Source organism: Rickettsiales bacterium (assembly GCA_035765535.1).
In the GTDB taxonomy this organism is placed as follows: Bacteria; Pseudomonadota; Alphaproteobacteria; order Rickettsiales; family JABCZZ01; genus JABCZZ01.
This window is the reverse complement of the sequence record DASTXE010000006.1, coordinates 145428-162175: the sequence shown is the minus strand read 5'-3', so window position 1 is coordinate 162175 and position 16748 is coordinate 145428. Positions and strand designations below refer to the sequence as shown.

16 protein-coding genes are annotated in these 16748 nt (G+C 53.9%); 11 read left to right on the top strand and 5 right to left on the bottom strand.

The features are described from left to right. The first annotated feature begins 66 nt into the window (after positions 1 to 66). From guaA to VFT64_09405, 5 genes are all read left to right on the top strand, one after another. Complete coding sequence (guaA, locus tag VFT64_09425) at positions 67 to 1614, top strand: glutamine-hydrolyzing GMP synthase (protein HEU5048045.1); 1548 nt, start codon at positions 67 to 69, stop codon at positions 1612 to 1614. Positions 1615 to 1617: 3 nt separating this feature from the next. Beyond that, entirely contained in the window at positions 1618 to 2262 is a 645-nt protein-coding gene (locus tag VFT64_09420) for a hypothetical protein (protein HEU5048044.1), read from the top strand. Beyond that, positions 2259 to 3581 carry a PQQ-binding-like beta-propeller repeat protein gene (locus VFT64_09415; GenBank protein HEU5048043.1) on the top strand — a complete coding sequence of 441 codons (1323 nt, stop codon included), beginning with the start codon at positions 2259 to 2261 and terminating at the stop codon, positions 3579 to 3581. Before VFT64_09420 ends, VFT64_09415 begins: the two co-directional genes overlap by 4 nt. Before the next feature lie 194 nt (positions 3582 to 3775). Next, positions 3776 to 5143 (top strand): ribosome biogenesis GTPase Der, encoded by a 1368-nt coding sequence (gene der / locus VFT64_09410; protein ID HEU5048042.1) that lies wholly within the window; start codon positions 3776 to 3778, stop codon positions 5141 to 5143. 185 nt (positions 5144 to 5328) lie between these two features. Next, positions 5329 to 7110 carry a hybrid sensor histidine kinase/response regulator gene (locus VFT64_09405; protein ID HEU5048041.1) on the top strand — a complete coding sequence of 594 codons (1782 nt, stop codon included), beginning with the start codon at positions 5329 to 5331 and terminating at the stop codon, positions 7108 to 7110. An 82-nt stretch (positions 7111 to 7192) separates the two neighbouring features. Here VFT64_09405 and VFT64_09400 read toward each other — a convergent pair whose 3' ends face one another. The 3 genes from VFT64_09400 to VFT64_09390 are packed head-to-tail and all read right to left on the bottom strand — an operon-like array spanning position 7193 to position 11153. After that, positions 7193 to 7762, bottom strand: coding sequence for an aminodeoxychorismate/anthranilate synthase component II (locus VFT64_09400; protein HEU5048040.1), 570 nt, complete (start codon positions 7760 to 7762; stop codon positions 7193 to 7195). After that, positions 7759 to 9261 carry an anthranilate synthase component I gene (trpE, locus tag VFT64_09395; GenBank protein HEU5048039.1) on the bottom strand — a complete coding sequence of 501 codons (1503 nt, stop codon included), beginning with the start codon at positions 9259 to 9261 and terminating at the stop codon, positions 7759 to 7761. Before trpE ends, VFT64_09400 begins: the two co-directional genes overlap by 4 nt. Continuing rightward, a complete protein-coding gene (locus tag VFT64_09390; protein HEU5048038.1) occupies positions 9261 to 11153 on the bottom strand; it encodes a peptidyl-prolyl cis-trans isomerase in 1893 nt (630 codons plus the stop codon). Before VFT64_09390 ends, trpE begins: the two co-directional genes overlap by 1 nt. A 96-nt stretch (positions 11154 to 11249) precedes the next feature. Between VFT64_09390 and VFT64_09385 the strand changes: the two genes are divergently transcribed. The 6 genes from VFT64_09385 to VFT64_09360 all read left to right on the top strand — a co-directional run bounded on the left by VFT64_09385 (position 11250) and on the right by VFT64_09360 (position 15571). After that, positions 11250 to 11681 (top strand): MaoC family dehydratase, encoded by a 432-nt coding sequence (locus VFT64_09385; protein ID HEU5048037.1) that lies wholly within the window; start codon positions 11250 to 11252, stop codon positions 11679 to 11681. Between the two features lie 6 nt (positions 11682 to 11687). Then, positions 11688 to 12620 (top strand): bifunctional riboflavin kinase/FAD synthetase, encoded by a 933-nt coding sequence (locus tag VFT64_09380; protein ID HEU5048036.1) that lies wholly within the window; start codon positions 11688 to 11690, stop codon positions 12618 to 12620. Positions 12621 to 12635: 15 nt separating this feature from the next. Next, positions 12636 to 13268, top strand: a complete 633-nt coding sequence (gene gmk, locus VFT64_09375) for a guanylate kinase (protein HEU5048035.1) — start codon at positions 12636 to 12638, stop codon at positions 13266 to 13268. Between the two features lie 2 nt (positions 13269 to 13270). Continuing rightward, positions 13271 to 14170 carry a GTPase Era gene (era, locus tag VFT64_09370; GenBank protein ID HEU5048034.1) on the top strand — a complete coding sequence of 300 codons (900 nt, stop codon included), beginning with the start codon at positions 13271 to 13273 and terminating at the stop codon, positions 14168 to 14170. A 40-nt stretch (positions 14171 to 14210) separates the two neighbouring features. Continuing rightward, positions 14211 to 14960, top strand: coding sequence for a DNA repair protein RecO (gene recO / locus VFT64_09365; GenBank protein HEU5048033.1), 750 nt, complete (start codon positions 14211 to 14213; stop codon positions 14958 to 14960). Between the two features lie 74 nt (positions 14961 to 15034). Then, positions 15035 to 15571: a hypothetical protein gene (locus tag VFT64_09360; protein HEU5048032.1), complete on the top strand. Its 537-nt coding sequence runs from the start codon at positions 15035 to 15037 to the stop codon at positions 15569 to 15571. Between the two features lie 5 nt (positions 15572 to 15576). Here VFT64_09360 and VFT64_09355 read toward each other — a convergent pair whose 3' ends face one another. After that, positions 15577 to 15729 (bottom strand): hypothetical protein, encoded by a 153-nt coding sequence (locus VFT64_09355; protein ID HEU5048031.1) that lies wholly within the window; start codon positions 15727 to 15729, stop codon positions 15577 to 15579. 110 nt (positions 15730 to 15839) lie between these two features. Next, the gene (locus VFT64_09350) at positions 15840 to 16748 is read right to left on the bottom strand and encodes a 50S ribosomal protein L11 methyltransferase (GenBank protein ID HEU5048030.1); all 909 of its coding nucleotides are present in this window, start codon (positions 16746 to 16748) and stop codon (positions 15840 to 15842) included.

Below are 16748 nucleotides of genomic sequence, written 5' to 3'. Positions count from 1 at the left end.
TGACATGCGCCGGGACTTATGCAAAATGACGGCTGAATTATCAGTATTTAGAGTTGTTTTTGGCCCATGAGCGATCGTATCCTTATTCTTGATTTTGGTTCCCAGTTTACCCAGTTAATTGCGCGCCGCGTGCGCGAAAGCGGCGTCTACGCAGAGATTTTTCCCTGCACGGTGGAGCCGCAGAAGATTCAGAATTTCATGCCAAGAGGCATTATTCTTTCCGGTGGGCCTTCCTCCGTACATGCGGATTTTTCACCGAAAGCTCCGGAAATCGTATTTCGACTTGGCGTTCCGGTGCTGGGCGTCTGCTACGGTGAGCAGTTGATCTGCCAGCAGCTTGGCGGTAAAGTAGAAAAATCCGATGACCGTGAATTCGGTCGCGCGGAAGTCGGCGTGAAGGCTAACAGCAAGCTTTTTCGCGGGGTATGGGAAGAAGGCCAGAACTACCCTGTGTGGATGAGCCATGGTGATAATATCACGGCGATTCCGGACGGGTTTCAGGTGATTGCCTCAACGCCATCCGCGCCTTTTGCAGCGATTGCAGATGAAAGCCGCCATTATTACGGTGTGCAATTCCATCCGGAAGTAGCGCACACACCGGACGGTGCGAAGCTGTTGCGTAACTTTACGCATAATATTGTCGGCTGCAAAGGTGACTGGAGCATGGAATCCTTTACCCAGCAGGCTATTGACGCTATTCGCCGTAAGGTCGGCAAGAAGCGTGTGATCTGCGGCGTGAGCGGCGGCGTAGATTCCTCGGTGGTCGCGGCGCTGCTGCACAAAGCCATTGGCGACCAGCTGACCTGTATCTTCGTGGATACGGGCCTGCTGCGCGAGAATGAAGGCACACAGGTGAAAGAACTTTTCGCCAGCCATTTCCATATTCCGCTGACCTATGTAGATGCGAGCCTGCTGTTCCTGGAGCGTCTGACCGGTGTGCGCGATCCGGAGCAGAAGCGCAAAATTATCGGCGAAACATTTGTTGAAGTATTCGAGAATGAGGCGAAAGCTGTTGGCGGAGCTGATTTCCTTGCGCAGGGCACGCTTTATCCGGATGTGATCGAATCGATATCGTTTACGGGCGGGCCTTCGGTTACGATCAAATCGCACCATAATGTGGGCGGTCTGCCGGAGCGTATGAATATGGGGCTGGTGGAACCCGTGCGCGAATTGTTTAAGGACGAAGTGCGTAAGTTAGGTCTGGAACTTGGCATGCCTGCGGACATGATCGGCCGTCATCCGTTCCCGGGGCCGGGTCTTGCGATTCGCATACCGGGCGATATCACGGAAGAAAAACTGCGCCTGCTGCGCCGTGCGGATGCGATTTACATCGAAGAAATCCGTAAGGCTGGACTCTATGACAAAGTGTGGCAGGCCTTCGCTGTGCTGCTGCCAGTCAAAACCGTAGGGGTCATGGGCGATGCCCGTACCTATGAATATGTCTGTGCGTTGCGCGCTGTCACCTCGACAGATGGTATGACGGCGGATTTCTTTGCGTTCGACCATGCGTTCCTCGCGCAGGTCTCTACGCGTATCATCAATGAAGTGCGCGGCATCAATCGCATCGTATATGATATTACGAGCAAGCCGCCCGGCACTATCGAGTGGGAGTAAGACATGGCAGAAGATGTCAGCTTTTTTCAGGAAATTGATGAAGCGTTGCGTGCTGATAAAATGGAACGTTTCATGCGCCGCTATGGCAAGCTGCTTCTGGGCGCGTGCGTAGCGATCGTGGTCGGGACGGCGGTTTCCGTCTACTGGAAAAGCCATGTGCATGCGCTGAATGAAAAGCAGACCAGCATTGTGCTCGATGCAAAGGGTATGATCGACACCGGACAATACGCTGAGGCCGAAAAAGCGCTGGAAGCTGCAGGCAAAGACGGACGTATCTCCGCTGTTGCGCGTATGCTGCAGGCGGATGCGCTCGTGCATGCGGGCCAGTTCGACAAAGCCGTAAAAGTTTATCAGGCGATCGCCCAGGATTCCGGTGCAGATACGGCCATTCGGGACAGGGCCGCTATTCAGGCAGATGTGATTGCATCCAATCATCATCTGCAGGTGTCTGCGCAAAAACTGCCGGATGCCTGGAATCGTCCGTTTTTTGCGGAGGCGGGTGAGTTGAGCGCGCTGCAGCTGCAACGTGCAGGCAAACATAAGGAAGCGCAGGATGCGCTGCAGAAACTGGCAGATGATCCGGGCGTACCGTCCTCACAGCGTGCAATGGCCGGAAACCTGCTTGATATGATACGGGGAGAAAAATGATGTACGGAGAACTCCGCTTGCGAAAGCTTTCTGTAGCGTTGCTGCTTGGCGTACTTGCCGCGTGCAGCAGTTCGGATGACACACCGAAACTACAGGGGAAGCGCATTGCTGTGCTGGCGGATTACTCCCAGATCAAAGCGGATGATTCTTTAAATAATGTAACGGTGAATGTGCCGGATGCTGAGCGGAACAAAGACTGGAGCCAGGCTGCTGGCGGGCAGCAGGGAATGACGGGGAACCTTGCGATTGAGGGATTCGACCATCATGACCGTAAGAGTATTGGCGATGGCAATACGTGGGAACAGCCGCTTTATACCGCACCGGTTGTAGGCAACGGCGTTGTCTATGCAATGGATTCCAAAGGCTATATCACAGCGCATGATGCTGCCGATATCAGTGATGTGAAATGGAAGAGCGAAAGCGCGGTGGAGAAAGACGAGCCGGATGTTCTGGGCGGCGGTCTGGCTTACGACAGCGGTCATCTCTTTGTCACCACGGGACGTGGTAAAGTGTTTGCCCTGAATGCAGCGGACGGTAAGGTGGTATGGCAGCAGGCGATTGATATTCCGTTGCGTGCCGCGCCGAAAGTGGCGCAAGGCAAGGTGTATGTATTGTCGGTCGACAATCAGATGTTTGCGCTGGATGCGGCTACTGGCAAGCAGATATGGAACCAGCGCGGCATGAATGAAAATGCGGGATTCCTTGCTTCCATCTCGCCTGCAGTTTCAGATACGATGGTGGTCGTGCCGTATTCTTCCGGTGAAATCCATGCGCTGGATACGCAGAGTGGACAGGATTTGTGGAACGACTCGCTGCTCCGTCCGCACCGTACTTCCGCCACCTCGATCTTTTCAGGTATCGGCGGCGATCCTGTTATTAAGGATGGTATTGTCTATGCAGCGGGAAGCGACGGGTTTGCCGCCGCATTCGATCTGCAGAACGGCAGGGTAGGCTGGCAGCAGGATATTTCCTCGCTCAATACGCTCTGGGTGGCCGGGGATTTCATTTATATGATTTCCAACAATCAGGAAATCGCCTGTCTTTACCGCGCCGATGGGCGTGTAAAATGGGTAAAGCAGCTGCAGCGTTACGGCAATGAAGACAGCCATACCGATCCATATTTCTGGCAGGGACCGGTGATGGTCGGCGGGCGTCTGCTGGTGGCGGATACACATGGAGAAATGCTCGCACTTTCCCCTAAAGACGGTTCCACGCTTGAAACGATCGATATTGCCAGCGGCATCACTTCCGAGCCGGTGGTGGCAGGCGGACGCTTATATTATGTGACCAAGAACGCTAAACTGCATGTAATGTGGTAAAAGTCTACTATGCCTAGTTGCAAATAGTAGTTTTTAGGGCTTCCGCTGCTCACGTACTTTAACGTACGCTCCGCTGCGGTTCCCTAAAAACTACTATTTTCACTGGCGGCCTAGCGACTTTAGAACTTCTGTTGTTTGTTTCGGGCTGTTCGTGTAGATTCCACGGCAATTACTGAACTTAACACTTTGTTGCCATGTCTTTTACTATTGCCATACTGGGCCGGCCTAATGTCGGAAAATCTACGTTATTCAATCGCCTGACGGGAACGCGCTTTGCGCTCGTCGACGATATGCCAGGTGTTACGCGTGACAGGCGTGAGGGCAAAGGCCGCATCGGACCGATGGAATTCGATATTTTCGATACAGCCGGGCTGGAACAGGCCCCGAAAGGCTCGCTGGCGGCTCGCATGACGGAGCAGTCCCAGGCAGCGCTTGAGCAGGTGGATGTGGCCCTGCTTGTGGTGGATGGGCGTATCGGCGTGACGCCGGATGACCGTTTTTTTGCCAAACTTATCCGCAAGAGCGGCAAGCCCGTGATACTGGTGGTCAATAAATGCGAAAGCGGTAAGGCCAAGGAAGGATTTGCCGAGGCTTACTCGCTTGGAATGGGCGAACCGGTTCCGATTTCCGCCGAACATGGCGAGGGTATGGCCGATCTTTATAATGCGCTTGCGCCTTACGAAAAGAAATTGAAGGTACAGCCGAAAGAAGAAGCGGAAGAGGAAATCGAGGAGAATGAAGCGTCTTCCATTCCTTCCGTTATCAATATTGCGATTGTCGGACGCCCGAATGCAGGGAAGTCGACCCTTTTTAATAAGCTGCTCGGTTATGAGCGCGTATTGACCGGGCCGGAAGCTGGTATTACGCGTGACTCTATTGCGGTGGATCTTGAATATGGCGGCAGGGAACTGAAGCTCGTGGATACAGCCGGGATGCGCAAGCGCGGCAACGTCCATGCCAAGATGGAGAAGCTTGCAGTCGAAGACAGCAGGCGCAGCATCCAGTATGCCAATGTCGTTATCCTGATGCTCGATGCGGAGTTCGCGCTGGAAAAGCAGGATCTGACGATTGCCGATCATATTGAAAAAGAGGGCCGTGCAATTGTCGTAGCCGTAAATAAATGGGATAAGGTTAAGGACAAGCAGAAATATCTGGCCGACCTGCACGAGCGTCTGGAAGATGTAATGCCGCAGGTGAGCGGTGTATTCGTGCAGCCCATCTCTGCTGAGCGCGGCACGCATATCGACAAGCTCATGGAAGCGGTATTCAATGCTTACGAGACTTGGAATAAGCGTATTCCCACCCGCAAGCTGAATACCTGGCTGGAAGAAGCGATGGTGCGCCATTCGCCGCCGATCGTAAATGGAAGGCGTATCAAGATTCGTTACATGACGCAGATCAAAACCCGCCCGCCCACCTTTGCCGTATTTGTCAGCAAAGCGGACAAACTACCGGACAGCTATCAGCGTTATCTTGTACACAGTCTACGGCATGTCTTTAACATGCCCGGCGTGCCGGTACGGCTGGTGCTCAAGACAAGCAAGAACCCTTACGCCGAATAACTGATTTATTTTTAAACAGTTATTGCGATGGTTGCGCCGATCAAATCACTGTGGGACAAAACACAACCATTAATTGTCCAACTTTGGGAATTGTTCCTTTAATGGTTATATTGACTGGCCATATTCTGCGGAGGCGAGTATAATATAAGGTATCAAACCATAAGCTGTAAGAAGAGGTAGGCGGTATGGCGAAACCGTCTGATTCCGGTGCAGGAGCTACTGAAGGCAAATCCACCGTTTATGCGCAGGCGATGGAACATCTGGTCGGTGTGGTGCGCGATCTTTCGCGTGCTCGCGATCTGGATACTGTGGCTGCCATCGTGCGTGAAGCTGCGCGCTCATTAACGGGTGCGGACGGCGCGACATTTGTGCTGCGTGACGGCGATCAATGTTATTATCTGGAAGAAAATGCCGTGGCGCCGTTATGGAAGGGCCAGCGTTTTCCGATGTGCGCCTGTATCAGCGGCTGGGTGATGACGCATGCGAAAGCAGCTGTCATTGAAGATATTTACAAAGACCCACGCATCCCGCTGGATGCTTACCAGCCCACTTTCGTCAAAAGCATGGCAATGGTTCCCATCTGTCAGGATGCTCCTATCGGCGCTATCGGTAATTACTGGGCGCAGCAGCGCATGCCGACGAAAGAAGAGGTGGACATATTACAGACGCTTGCGGATATCACCTCGGTGGCGCTGGAAAACGCCCAGCTTTATTCCGAGCTGCAGCAGAAAATCCGGATCCTTCAGAAACAGCAGGCGCGCATTCATGAGCAGCGTGATGCGCTGGAATTATTTACGCGTGCGATGGCGCATGATCTGCGCGAGCCCATTCACACCATTACGGCTTTTATCGAGCTGATACGCCAGCAGGCTTTGCCGCCTGGCAAGGTGCAGGATTATTTCCAGCATGTGAAATCGGCGTCCGAGCGTATGGGAAGGCTGGTGGAAACGGTCTTTCTCTATACGCAGCTTGATGATCCGTCCAGGATGACCAAAGAAGCCTGCGGCATGACGGATGTGGTGGAAGCGGCGCGGCAAAATCTGGGTAAACTCATCCAGGAGCGCCGTGCTCTTATTACCGCAGATGCGTTGCCGGTGGTACATGCTAACAGTTCGCAGATGATGCAACTGATCCAGAATCTGATCTCCAATGCCATACGCCATAATAACCAGCCGGTCTGTATTCATATCAGCGCCGAGCAGCGCCAGCATGACTGGCTGTTCTGTGTGCGGGACGATGGGGCAGGCATCCCTCCGGAATTGATGGAAAAGGCATTCCAGCCGTTCAAGCGTCTGGGTGAGACAAAAGATTGCACTGGGCTTGGGCTGGCCATCTGCCGCAAAATTATCGAATTGCATGGCGGGCGAATCTGGGGAGAATCTTCCGGAAAAGGCGGCATGGCCTTCTTTTTTACGCTGAAGGGCGAAACGCCTGCGGCACATAGTTTGGATTCCCAGCCTGGCGTTACTTATACAGGTACATCCGCTACGACGACACCTTCCTCTTCTTCCTCACCGTCCAGACCTTCGGCGCTTGCGACCGTACTGCTGGTGGATGACCGTGAGTCTGACCGGGAACTGACCCGTATCCTGATGGAAGATGCGGGAATGGAATGCAATCTGATTGCGGCGTCAAACGCGAGCGAAGCATTGACGGTTATCCGCCAGCGTTTCAAGGACGGGTTAGCCGTGGATCTCATGTTGCTGGATATCAACATCCCGGGCATGGACGGGTTTGAGTTGCTGGAATATATGCATAAGGATGCCGCGCTTAAAAATATTCCTGTCGTTATGTGCACGGTCTCGATTTACGATAAGGATGAAGCGCGCGCCAAGGGTCTTGGTGCGGTTGGGTATGTGATGAAGCCTGCTTCCATACAGAAGCTTAAACCGATCCTCGAGAACCTGCCTTCCATCCGTTATATGAAGGATGGCGAGCATAGTTATCTGCTCAGGAATGCAGCTTGATATTTTTTTGCGCTTAAGCACCGCGTGAGGCTCTCACTCCCGCTTAGTCGCTAGTCGTCGCTTGCGAAAGTTCCTTGATAGATCAGTTGGTCAGTGCGACGAAATTCTTCAGCAGTGCGTGGCCGTGCTCGGAAGCGATGCTTTCCGGGTGGAACTGTACGCCGTGGATGGCATATTGCTTATGCTGCAGACCCATTATGATACCATCCTGCGTTTCGGCAGTGATCTCAAGGCAATCCGGCAGCGACGATTTCTCCACGATCAGCGAGTGATAGCGTGTTGCGTTGAAGGGGCTCGGCAGGTCCTTGAACACGCTTTTGCCAGTATGATAGACGGGACTGATCTTGCCGTGCATCGGTTCCGGTGCGCGTATGACCTTACCGCCGAACACCTGTCCGATTGTCTGGTGGCCGAGGCAGACGCCTAGCAGCGGCACCTTGCCTGCGGCTTCTTTCACCAGCTCAAGGCAGATACCGGATTCATCCGGCGTGCCGGGGCCGGGAGAGATGACAATGCCTTCAGGTTTCATTGCCAGCACTTCGGCTGCGGTCACGGCATCGTTACGCCTGACGACGACCTCTTTGCCCAGCTCGCCCAGATAATGCAGCAGGTTGTAAGTGAAGCTATCGTAGTTATCCAGCAGCAATATCATGCGAACCTCCATGCGTCCTGCGCGGCGCTCATGACGGCGCGCGCTTTGTTGCACGATTCCTGGTATTCGGCTTCCGGATCGCTATCCGCCACAACCCCGCCGCCTGCCTGCGCGTAGATCGTTCCGTCCTTGATCAAGGCAGTGCGCAGTGTGATACAGGTATCCATGGAACCGTTTGCCGAGAAATACCCTACGCAGCCGCCATAGAAACTGCGGCGTTCCTTTTCCAGCTCGTCGATGATTTCCATCGCGCGGATTTTCGGTGCGCCGCTGACGGTGCCTGCCGGGAAGCCTGCGACCAGCGCGTCGATCATATCAAACCGTTTGTCGTCTACCATGCCTTCTACATTGGAGACGATATGCATGACATGTGAATAATGCTCGATGACCATACGCTCGGTTACCTTGACCGTGCCGGTCTTTGCAATGCGGCCGACATCGTTGCGTCCGAGGTCCAGCAGCATCAGATGCTCTGCGATTTCCTTGGGATCCGAAAGCAAATCTTCGGCAAGCGCTTTATCTTCTTCTTTATTAGCACCGCGTTTGCGCGTGCCAGCAATCGGGCGAATGGTGACGGCTCCGTCGCGCAGGCGCACAAGGATTTCCGGGCTGGAGCCTACGAGAGAGAATGTACCGAAGTTCAGGAAGAACAGGAACGGCGAAGGATTCAAATGGCGCAGGGAGCGGTAGAGCGAAAAATGTGGCAGGCGGAACGGGGCATGAAAACGCTGTGAGGGCACTACCTGGAAGATATCGCCCGCACGGATATATTCTTTCGCGCGTTCTACCATGCCGTGATATTCTTCGCGCGTGGTGTTGGAAGCAAAAGGAAGCGGCTCCATCTGCACGCGATGTTCGGGCAGAGTAAGGGGCTGGCGCAATTGCTGCACGGTTTCGCCTATAATTTTAGACGCGGCTTCATAGGCCACCTCTGCGCTGGCGAATCCATGTTCTTTCCATATGGGAGTCACTACATGAAGCTCACCTTTGACGGAGTCGAAGATAATCATGATGCGCGGGCGCATGAGATAGGCATCCGGCAGGCCGATAGCGTCCGGATTTTTATCCGGTAGTTTTTCCATCAGCTTTACCATGTCATAGCCCATATAACCGATGAACCCAGCGGCCATAGGCGGCAGATGTTCGGGAATGTCGAGCCTTGAGCTGCGCAGCAGGGATTTCAATGCGGCAAGGCTGTTTTCCTCTACCGCTTCAAAGTCCGCTTCATTCAGCGTTCCGCGGCGGTTGATTTCCGCCTTGTTACCACGGCATCTCCAAAGCAGGTCAGGCTTGAGGCCGATGATGGAATAGCGGCCCAGATTCTCGCCGCCCTGCACGGATTCCAGCAGGAAGCAGGGTTCGCCTGCGCGCTGGAGTTTCAGCAATGTGGAAACGGGCGTTTCGAGATCCGCAATAATAGTGGCGCTCACGAGCTGCGGAATCTTCCGGTCGAAGCGCTGGGTGAATTCACCCTTGTCAGGCAGAAGCGTGTAATGCATCACTGTGCGCTTTCATCTGCGGCTCCTGTAGCCCGGTTGTTAACCGAGACAGGGTATTTCAGACGCAGATAGGTCAGGTAGTTTACCAATGCATCATTCACCAGTGTTTCTTTTACTTCCTTGCGCACCGGTTCCAATGTTTTTGCATCCGGATTGGCGGGGGCGGGGATGACGGAAGAGAGCGAGGCGATCATATAGGCGCCGTTCTCAGCCGGATAGGCATGGGTATAACCATGCGGTGCAAGGGTGAACAGTTCCTTCACGAGGGCGGGCGAGAGTTTCGTATTGCCATCCGCCGTCGTCAGGCTGCTGCGTTTGATGCTGCCGGAAGGAGTGGAAAAAAGCGCGATATTCGGCTTCTTCCCTGAGCGAAGTTTCTCCGCCGCATCTTCCGCTGCCTGTTTCAGCAAAGTCTGCGTGTTCTGCGCTTTCAGAACGGAAACGATCTGATCCTTCACCTGCGCGAGCGGGCGGGCGCTGGCGGGCGTGACATTGTCGACACGCAGCACGAAATACGAACCATCAGAACCCTGCATTGCCTGAGAATGATCCTTCTCGACGACGGTGAACGCCGTCTCCAGGAAGTTATCGTAGGCCGGAATAGAGGCTGGCTTATTCTCTTCCGTTTTTCCTTCACGGCTGATCTGTTCTACCTTTTCAACATTCAACCCGATGCTTTTTGCAGCATCTTCAAGCGTCATGCCGCCTGCCATCGCGTCTTCCAGCTTTTCCGCCATATGCGATACGGTATCTCCTGCCTTTTCTGCACGGATTTCCTGAATCAGCTTGTCGCGTACATCGGCCAGCGGCACCGCGCCAGGCTGAACGATTTTGGAGACGTGGAAGATATGCCAGCCGAAAGCGGATTTGATGGGCTTAGTCACTTCACCTTCTTTGAGCGAAAAGATTGCCTGCGCTTCTTCATCTTCTAGACCGTCTTTGGAAATCAGGCCCATGGAAGTCTTGCCCTTATTGGTAACGGGTGCGCTCTTTTCCACCTCGGCAAAAGATTTGCTATGCGCAAGTTGCTCATATGCCTTGTCTGCATCCGTTTCCGTTTTGAAGACCATCTGCTCCACCTGACGTTGCTGCGGGCGCTGGAAATCCTGAGCATGATCGTCGTAAGCCTGTTTTATGGCTTCGTCGCTGACTTCGATCTTAGGCTGAATATCGGCGATCTTGAGATCGACATAGCTTACGCTGCGATACTCCGGTGTCAGGAATTGCTGGCTATGCGCGTCGTAATAGGTTTTGATGTCCTGTTCCGTGGGAGCGGCAGCGTTCTTAAGGGCGGACGGCGCAATGAGCCACAGATCGGCGCTGCGTTTTTCCTCGTGATTGATGTATACGGCACGCACGAATTCCTCCGGCGCGTCGATACCGGAAGTGATAGTGTCAGCCAACAGTGAGACAGCCATCTGCTTGCGCAGCTCCCCCACATACATTGAGTCCGTCATCTCATGCTGCCGTAATACGGCGAGATAAGTGCCCTTGTCGAACTTGCCGTTTTTATCCTGGAAGGCCGGATTGGAGGCGATGATTTTCAGGATCTGCTGATCGCCTACTTCAATACCCTGCGCTTTTGCTTCGTTGCGCATCAGAATATTGTTGATCATCTCTTCACGCACCATGGACGGAACGCCCAGCTTTTTTACCAATTCTTCGTTATAGGATTTGCCGAGCTGTGCCTGAAGGGCTTGCAGACGGCGATGCAGCACGTGGCTGTAGTCCTGTATCGAAATCGGTGTGTCACCCACCACGGCCACAGATTGAGTGCCCAGTCCTCCGCGGAAAACGTCGCCGATACCCCATATCCCGAAGCTCAGCACCAGCAGGATGAGCAGCAGTTTACCGAAGAAGGTATGAGCGGAGGTGCGGAACTTATCAAGCATTTGTATTCTAACCCGTTAATTAATTCGGCAAGAACGTTGCATAAATTACGAAATTATGCAACGTATTATGAAAAAATCATGAATGGGAAGAGGTTTATGCCATACCCTGAACTTAATGGCTATGCGTTTGAACAGCTTAAGGTGGGCATGTCCGCCACTTTCAGCCGTACAATCACGGAGACGGACCTGCGCAATTTTTCCGGTGTCTCGGGCGACACCAATCCCATGCATCTGAACGAGGAATATGCGCGCACCACGCCGTTTGGAGGGTGCATCGTCCACGGCATGCTGACGGCGAGCCTGATCTCCACGGTCATCGGCACGAAACTGCCTGGGCCGGGCTGTATCTATCTTGGGCAGACATTGAAATTCATAGCGCCTGTCTATGTCAACGATACGGTTTACGCCGTGGCGACTGTCAAGGAACTTATTCCTGAGAAAAACCGTGTTGTGCTGACCACCCAATGCTTTGTGAAAGACAAAGTTGTGGTGGAAGGTGAAGCGGTGATTAAAGTTCCCGCGAGGTAGGCTTCTTTGTTAATCCTGCGTGATACATCCAAAATTCCTCAGCAATATCTGGGGGCGGTTGCAGCTATCGGTAATTTCGACGGTATCCATCTGGGGCACCGGGAAGTAATCGGCCGGGCGGTGGCGCTGGCGCGTGAATCCGGAAAAGTGGCGATAGTACTGACATTCGAGCCGCATCCGCGCCGCGTGTTCCGGCCTGAATTGCCGACGCTCAGAATCATTCCCTTTGTCGAAAAAGCCCATTTGCTGAAGGAATGCGGCGTGGATGCCATGCGCGTGATCCGCTTTACGCGTGAATTTGCCCAGACCACGGCAGAGCAATTCGTCCGTAATATCCTGCTTGGGCAATTGCAACTGTCGCATGTGGTGACGGGAGATGACTTTATTTTCGGCCATAACCGTGAAGGAAATATCGATTATTTGAAGAAAATGGCGGCTGAGGAAGGATTCGGCTATACGGTCTGTCCGCAGGTTTCCGTGGGCAGCGACCGCTGTTCCTCCACCCGTATCCGCGCCTTGCTTGCGGAGGGCAGGGTGGAAGAGGCTTCTTCATTGCTTGGGCGGCCTTACAGCATCACAGGCATTGTGCGCGACGGCGATAAACGCGGGCGCCAACTCGGTTTTCCGACGGCGAATATACGTCCCGGGCGTATTTTTACACCGGAAAATGGCGTTTATGCTATTCGGGCACGCATTGGCGGGCGGCTGGTGGATGGGGTAGCCAATCTCGGCGTTCGTCCTACTTTCGGCGAAAATCGGTTGCAGCTGGAAGTGCATCTGTTTGACTGGGAAGAAGAAATCTACGGCGAGCATATGGAGACATATTTCATCGGCCAGATACGCAATGAGCGTAAATTCGATGGGATCGAAGCACTCAAGAAACAGATTACTGACGATTGCGGGCAGGCGAGAATCATGCTAGAGTCATGTAAAATATAAGGTATTACAAAGCCTATGGAAAAACAGCCTGAAATGCGCCGCGGCCTGATGTTCGTGCTTTCTTCGCCCTCCGGTGCTGGCAAGACCACCATTTCCCGGCGTATGCTGGAAGTGGATAAGGAGATCGCTCTTTCCATTTCCGTCACGACGCGCCAACGCCGCAGCAATGAGATTGACGGGCGTGATTATTATTTCATTACGCAGGATCGTTATGCGCAGATGATTATCCGGGATGAATTGCTGGAGCATGCGACGGTGTTTGACCATCATTACGGTACGCCGGCCCAACATGTGTATGACAGCCTTGCTTCCGGCAAGGACATCTTGTTCGATATTGACTGGCAGGGTACGCGTCAGCTGGCCCAGAAAAGCCGCGCTGATCTCGTCAGTGTATTTATCCTTCCGCCTTCGATCGAAGAATTGGAGCGCCGTTTGCGCACACGTGCACAGGACAGCGAGGAGGTGGTTGCGCGTCGCATGGCGAAGGCGGCTGCTGAAATCAGCCACTGGCAGGAATATGATTATGTGCTCGTGAATGACGATCTGGAAAAGACGATCGAGGATGTCGTCTCGATCCTGCGCAGCGAAAGGCTGCGTCGCCAGCGGCAGGTTGGTGTTGCCAAGTTCATTGAAAGCCTGGTGAAATAATCATGGCAAAATGCGGTTATGTTGCCTTGATCGGTGCGCCCAATGCTGGCAAATCCACTTTGCTGAATGCTCTGACGCGCTGCCGGATTTCCATTATTACTCCCAAACCCCAGACCACACGCGGACGCGTGCGTGGCATTGCCAATGAAGGCGAGAGCCAGATTGTCTTTGTCGATACGCCGGGGATATTCGAAGCGAAGCCTAAGTTCGAGAAGGCAATGGTGGATGCTGCCTGGACCGGAGCGGAGGAGGGGGATGCTGTAATTCTCGTGGTGGATGCACATCGCGGGCTGGATGATGATACGAAGCGGATTGCCGCTTCACTGGGTACGCGCACGAAACGGGCGATACTGGTGCTGAACAAGATCGACAAAGTGGAAAAGCAGCGCCTGCCGGAACTGGCGCAGACGCTTTATGAACTTTACGATTTCGAGCGCAGCTTCATGGTTACGGCACAACGTGGCGACGGGGTGAAGGATATTTTGAAATACCTTGCTTCCACCATGCCGGAAGGGGAATGGCTCTACCCTGAAGATGAAGTGACGGATATGCCGGAGCGTATGCTTGCGGCGGAAATCACGCGCGAACAATGTTTCCTGAAGCTCCATGCCGAGCTGCCTTACGGGCTGATGGTGGAGACGGAGAAGTGGGAAGAAAAAACCGTTAAAGGCAAGCGGACGCTGAAGATCAATCAGGTGGTCGTGGTAGAGCGCGAAAGCCATAAGAAGATAGTTCTCGGCAAAGCAGGCGCGATGCTCAAGAATATCGGCGCGGCTTCACGCCGCAAGATCGGGCAGGCGCTGGATGCGGATGTCCATCTGTTCCTATTCATCAAACTGCATGAAAAATGGAAAGATGATCCGCTGAGTTTTGCCGCCGCCGGGCTTGAATATAAGAAATAGGTATCTTGCCCGATTGCGCGGCTAAGTGTAGAATCGGCCTATGCAATGGTCAGACCGGGCAATCGTATTATCATCGCGCAAGCTGGGGGAAAATTCGGCTGTCGTGCGCGTGCTGACGCCTGAGCATGGGCTTTATGCCGGGGTGGACCGGGGCGCGTTCGGCAAACGTAAACGCGGCATTTATCAGACAGGCAATATCGTTTCGGCGCACTGGCAGGCGCGGCTGACGGACCAACTGGGCATGCTCGACTGCGAGTTGCTTCATCCTGTGGCTGCGACGGTGATCGGCGAGGCACGCAAACTTGCCGTACTCAGTTCAGCGGCGGCGCTGGTGGAAAAGATCTTGGTGGAACGCGAACGGCAGGCTGCTATTTATGTCGCATTTGAAACGCTCATCGAAGCACTGTGGCATGATGGGGATTATCTGGCGGAATATGTGCGGCTGGAATTTGCGCTGCTTGCCTGTTCCGGCTTCGGTGTCGATCTGGGCCAGTGTGCTGCGACCGGGCAGACGCATGATCTGGCGTATGTATCGCCTAAATCTGGACGGGCCGTCAGCCGTGATGCGGGTAAGCCTTATCACGACAGGATGCTGATTCTGCCCGGTTTCATGGGCAACGGGGGGACACTGGCGGACAAGGTACATATCCGCGATATTATCAACGGCATCAAGCTCTGCGGCTATTTTCTTGGCGAGCGTGTGTTCAGCCAGCGTAACGTGACTATGCCCGCCGCGCGGGTATTGCTGGTAAATATGTTACATAACAGTCAGCTAACGGCTCCGGCCTGAAGAAAACTTGACTTGCCGGTATGTAAAGCGGTATTATATGTGCTGAAAACCCGGTTTGGGAGCGCCGTTAAGTTATGACGATAACAAACGCTATTAGCATCGGCAGTCCGCAACCCACAGCCACGGCGCTTACGCCGACGGGCTCTTCTTCCTCCGGCCTTTCTTTCGGTGATATTCTTGATGCTGTGAACCCGCTGCAGCATATTCCCGTTGTTTCCAGTGTATACCGCACGCTTACAGGCGGCACGATCTCTGCTACATCACAAATTGCGGGAGACGCTATTTATGGGCTTGCGCTCGGCGGAGGCACGCTTGTCAGCGCGGCTATTGGCGCTGCGCCTTCCGTGGCAGAGAATGTAACCGGGGTGGATGTGGCAAAAGCGGCGGTGAATGCCGTTACCGGCAACTCATCTTCTTCTTTGACAGGTGCCAAGGAAACAGCGCTGGTACCGAATGCGGATGCCGATCTTAGCAGCGCACCCGTTTCGTCTGCTCCGACTACACAGACAGCTGCCTTATTCCCGTTCGATAAGAATCCGGCCACGACCGCCGCACAGTATCACAAAGCCCAGATACTGGGGCATGTGAACAATCTCCTGTTACACATGTAAGGTTGCTATAGTTTTGGGCCGCGGCGCATCAGCACCAGCACAATAATCACGATCATTATCGCGCTGAATCCACTGCCCACATAAGGGCCGCCATAATAAAGGCCACCGCCACCACCGGCAATCAGCAGAACAATCAAAACAACCAATAACAGATTCATACTTCCTCCGATTTAGAGACTGTTTGTAAAGTCTTTCAACCTACCGTAAGGAGTAATAAAAAAGCGATATAGAGTAGTCGGTTAACTTCTTGGGGCGTTGAGGGTCTTGATTAATTCGCCAGAATCAGCGTGTGCCAGTGGCCGCGTTTCACGCGCCCGATCAGCCGCAGTCCCTGCAGCCTGTGAGCGGCCAGCACCATGCGTTCCTGATTCGCGAGCAGGCCTGATAATACAACTATGCCGCCGGGGAGAAGCGCTTTTTTAAGCAGCGGGGCCATCCTGACCAGAGGACGCGCGAGGATATTGGCGACGATGAGATCGTAACGAGCGTGCTTCTTGGCGAGCTTGGTGTGGTAACCATCACCGGCGGCGGTGCGCATCAGTTTGCTGATGCGGTTGTTGTGGGCGTTTTCGCGCGTGGTTGCGGTCGATACGGGATCGATGTCGATCGCGGTCACGGGAACGTGCCACAGCTTTACCATCGCCATGGCAAGGATGCCGGAGCCGCAGCCCATATCCAGAGGGTTCCTGAACTTCCTGCGTTTTGCAAGCATTCCCAGTGCTAGCAGGCAGCCGCTGGTGGTCGCGTGTTCACCGCTGCCGAATGCAGCGCCCGCATTCACTTTCAGGGCAATCTTGCCGTGAGGCGCGGGATCAGAAATATGCGAGCCATGCACGTAAAACCGACCGATGTTCAGCGGCGGAAAGCTTTGTTCCACTTCGCTCACCCAATCTTTTGCTTCTAACTTCTTTATCTCGTAATGCGGCAGCTTGTTACCAGCATCCGCCAGCGGCGCCAGCTTTTCCGCCATGAATGCGTCATCCGGCTGCGTTTCGGTGAGAATATCGACGTACCAATCATTGGAATCTTCCTCCACCTCAAAACTGGAAAGCGCAAGCGCCATATCTTCGAAAACGGTTTCGGCTGCCAGCACTTGAACGCGCGGCACGAAGAGCCGGATCTGCCACTGCGCAGCGGGCTGATAGAAAGGGTTGGAGCGGATCTGGTGGTTCAGCAT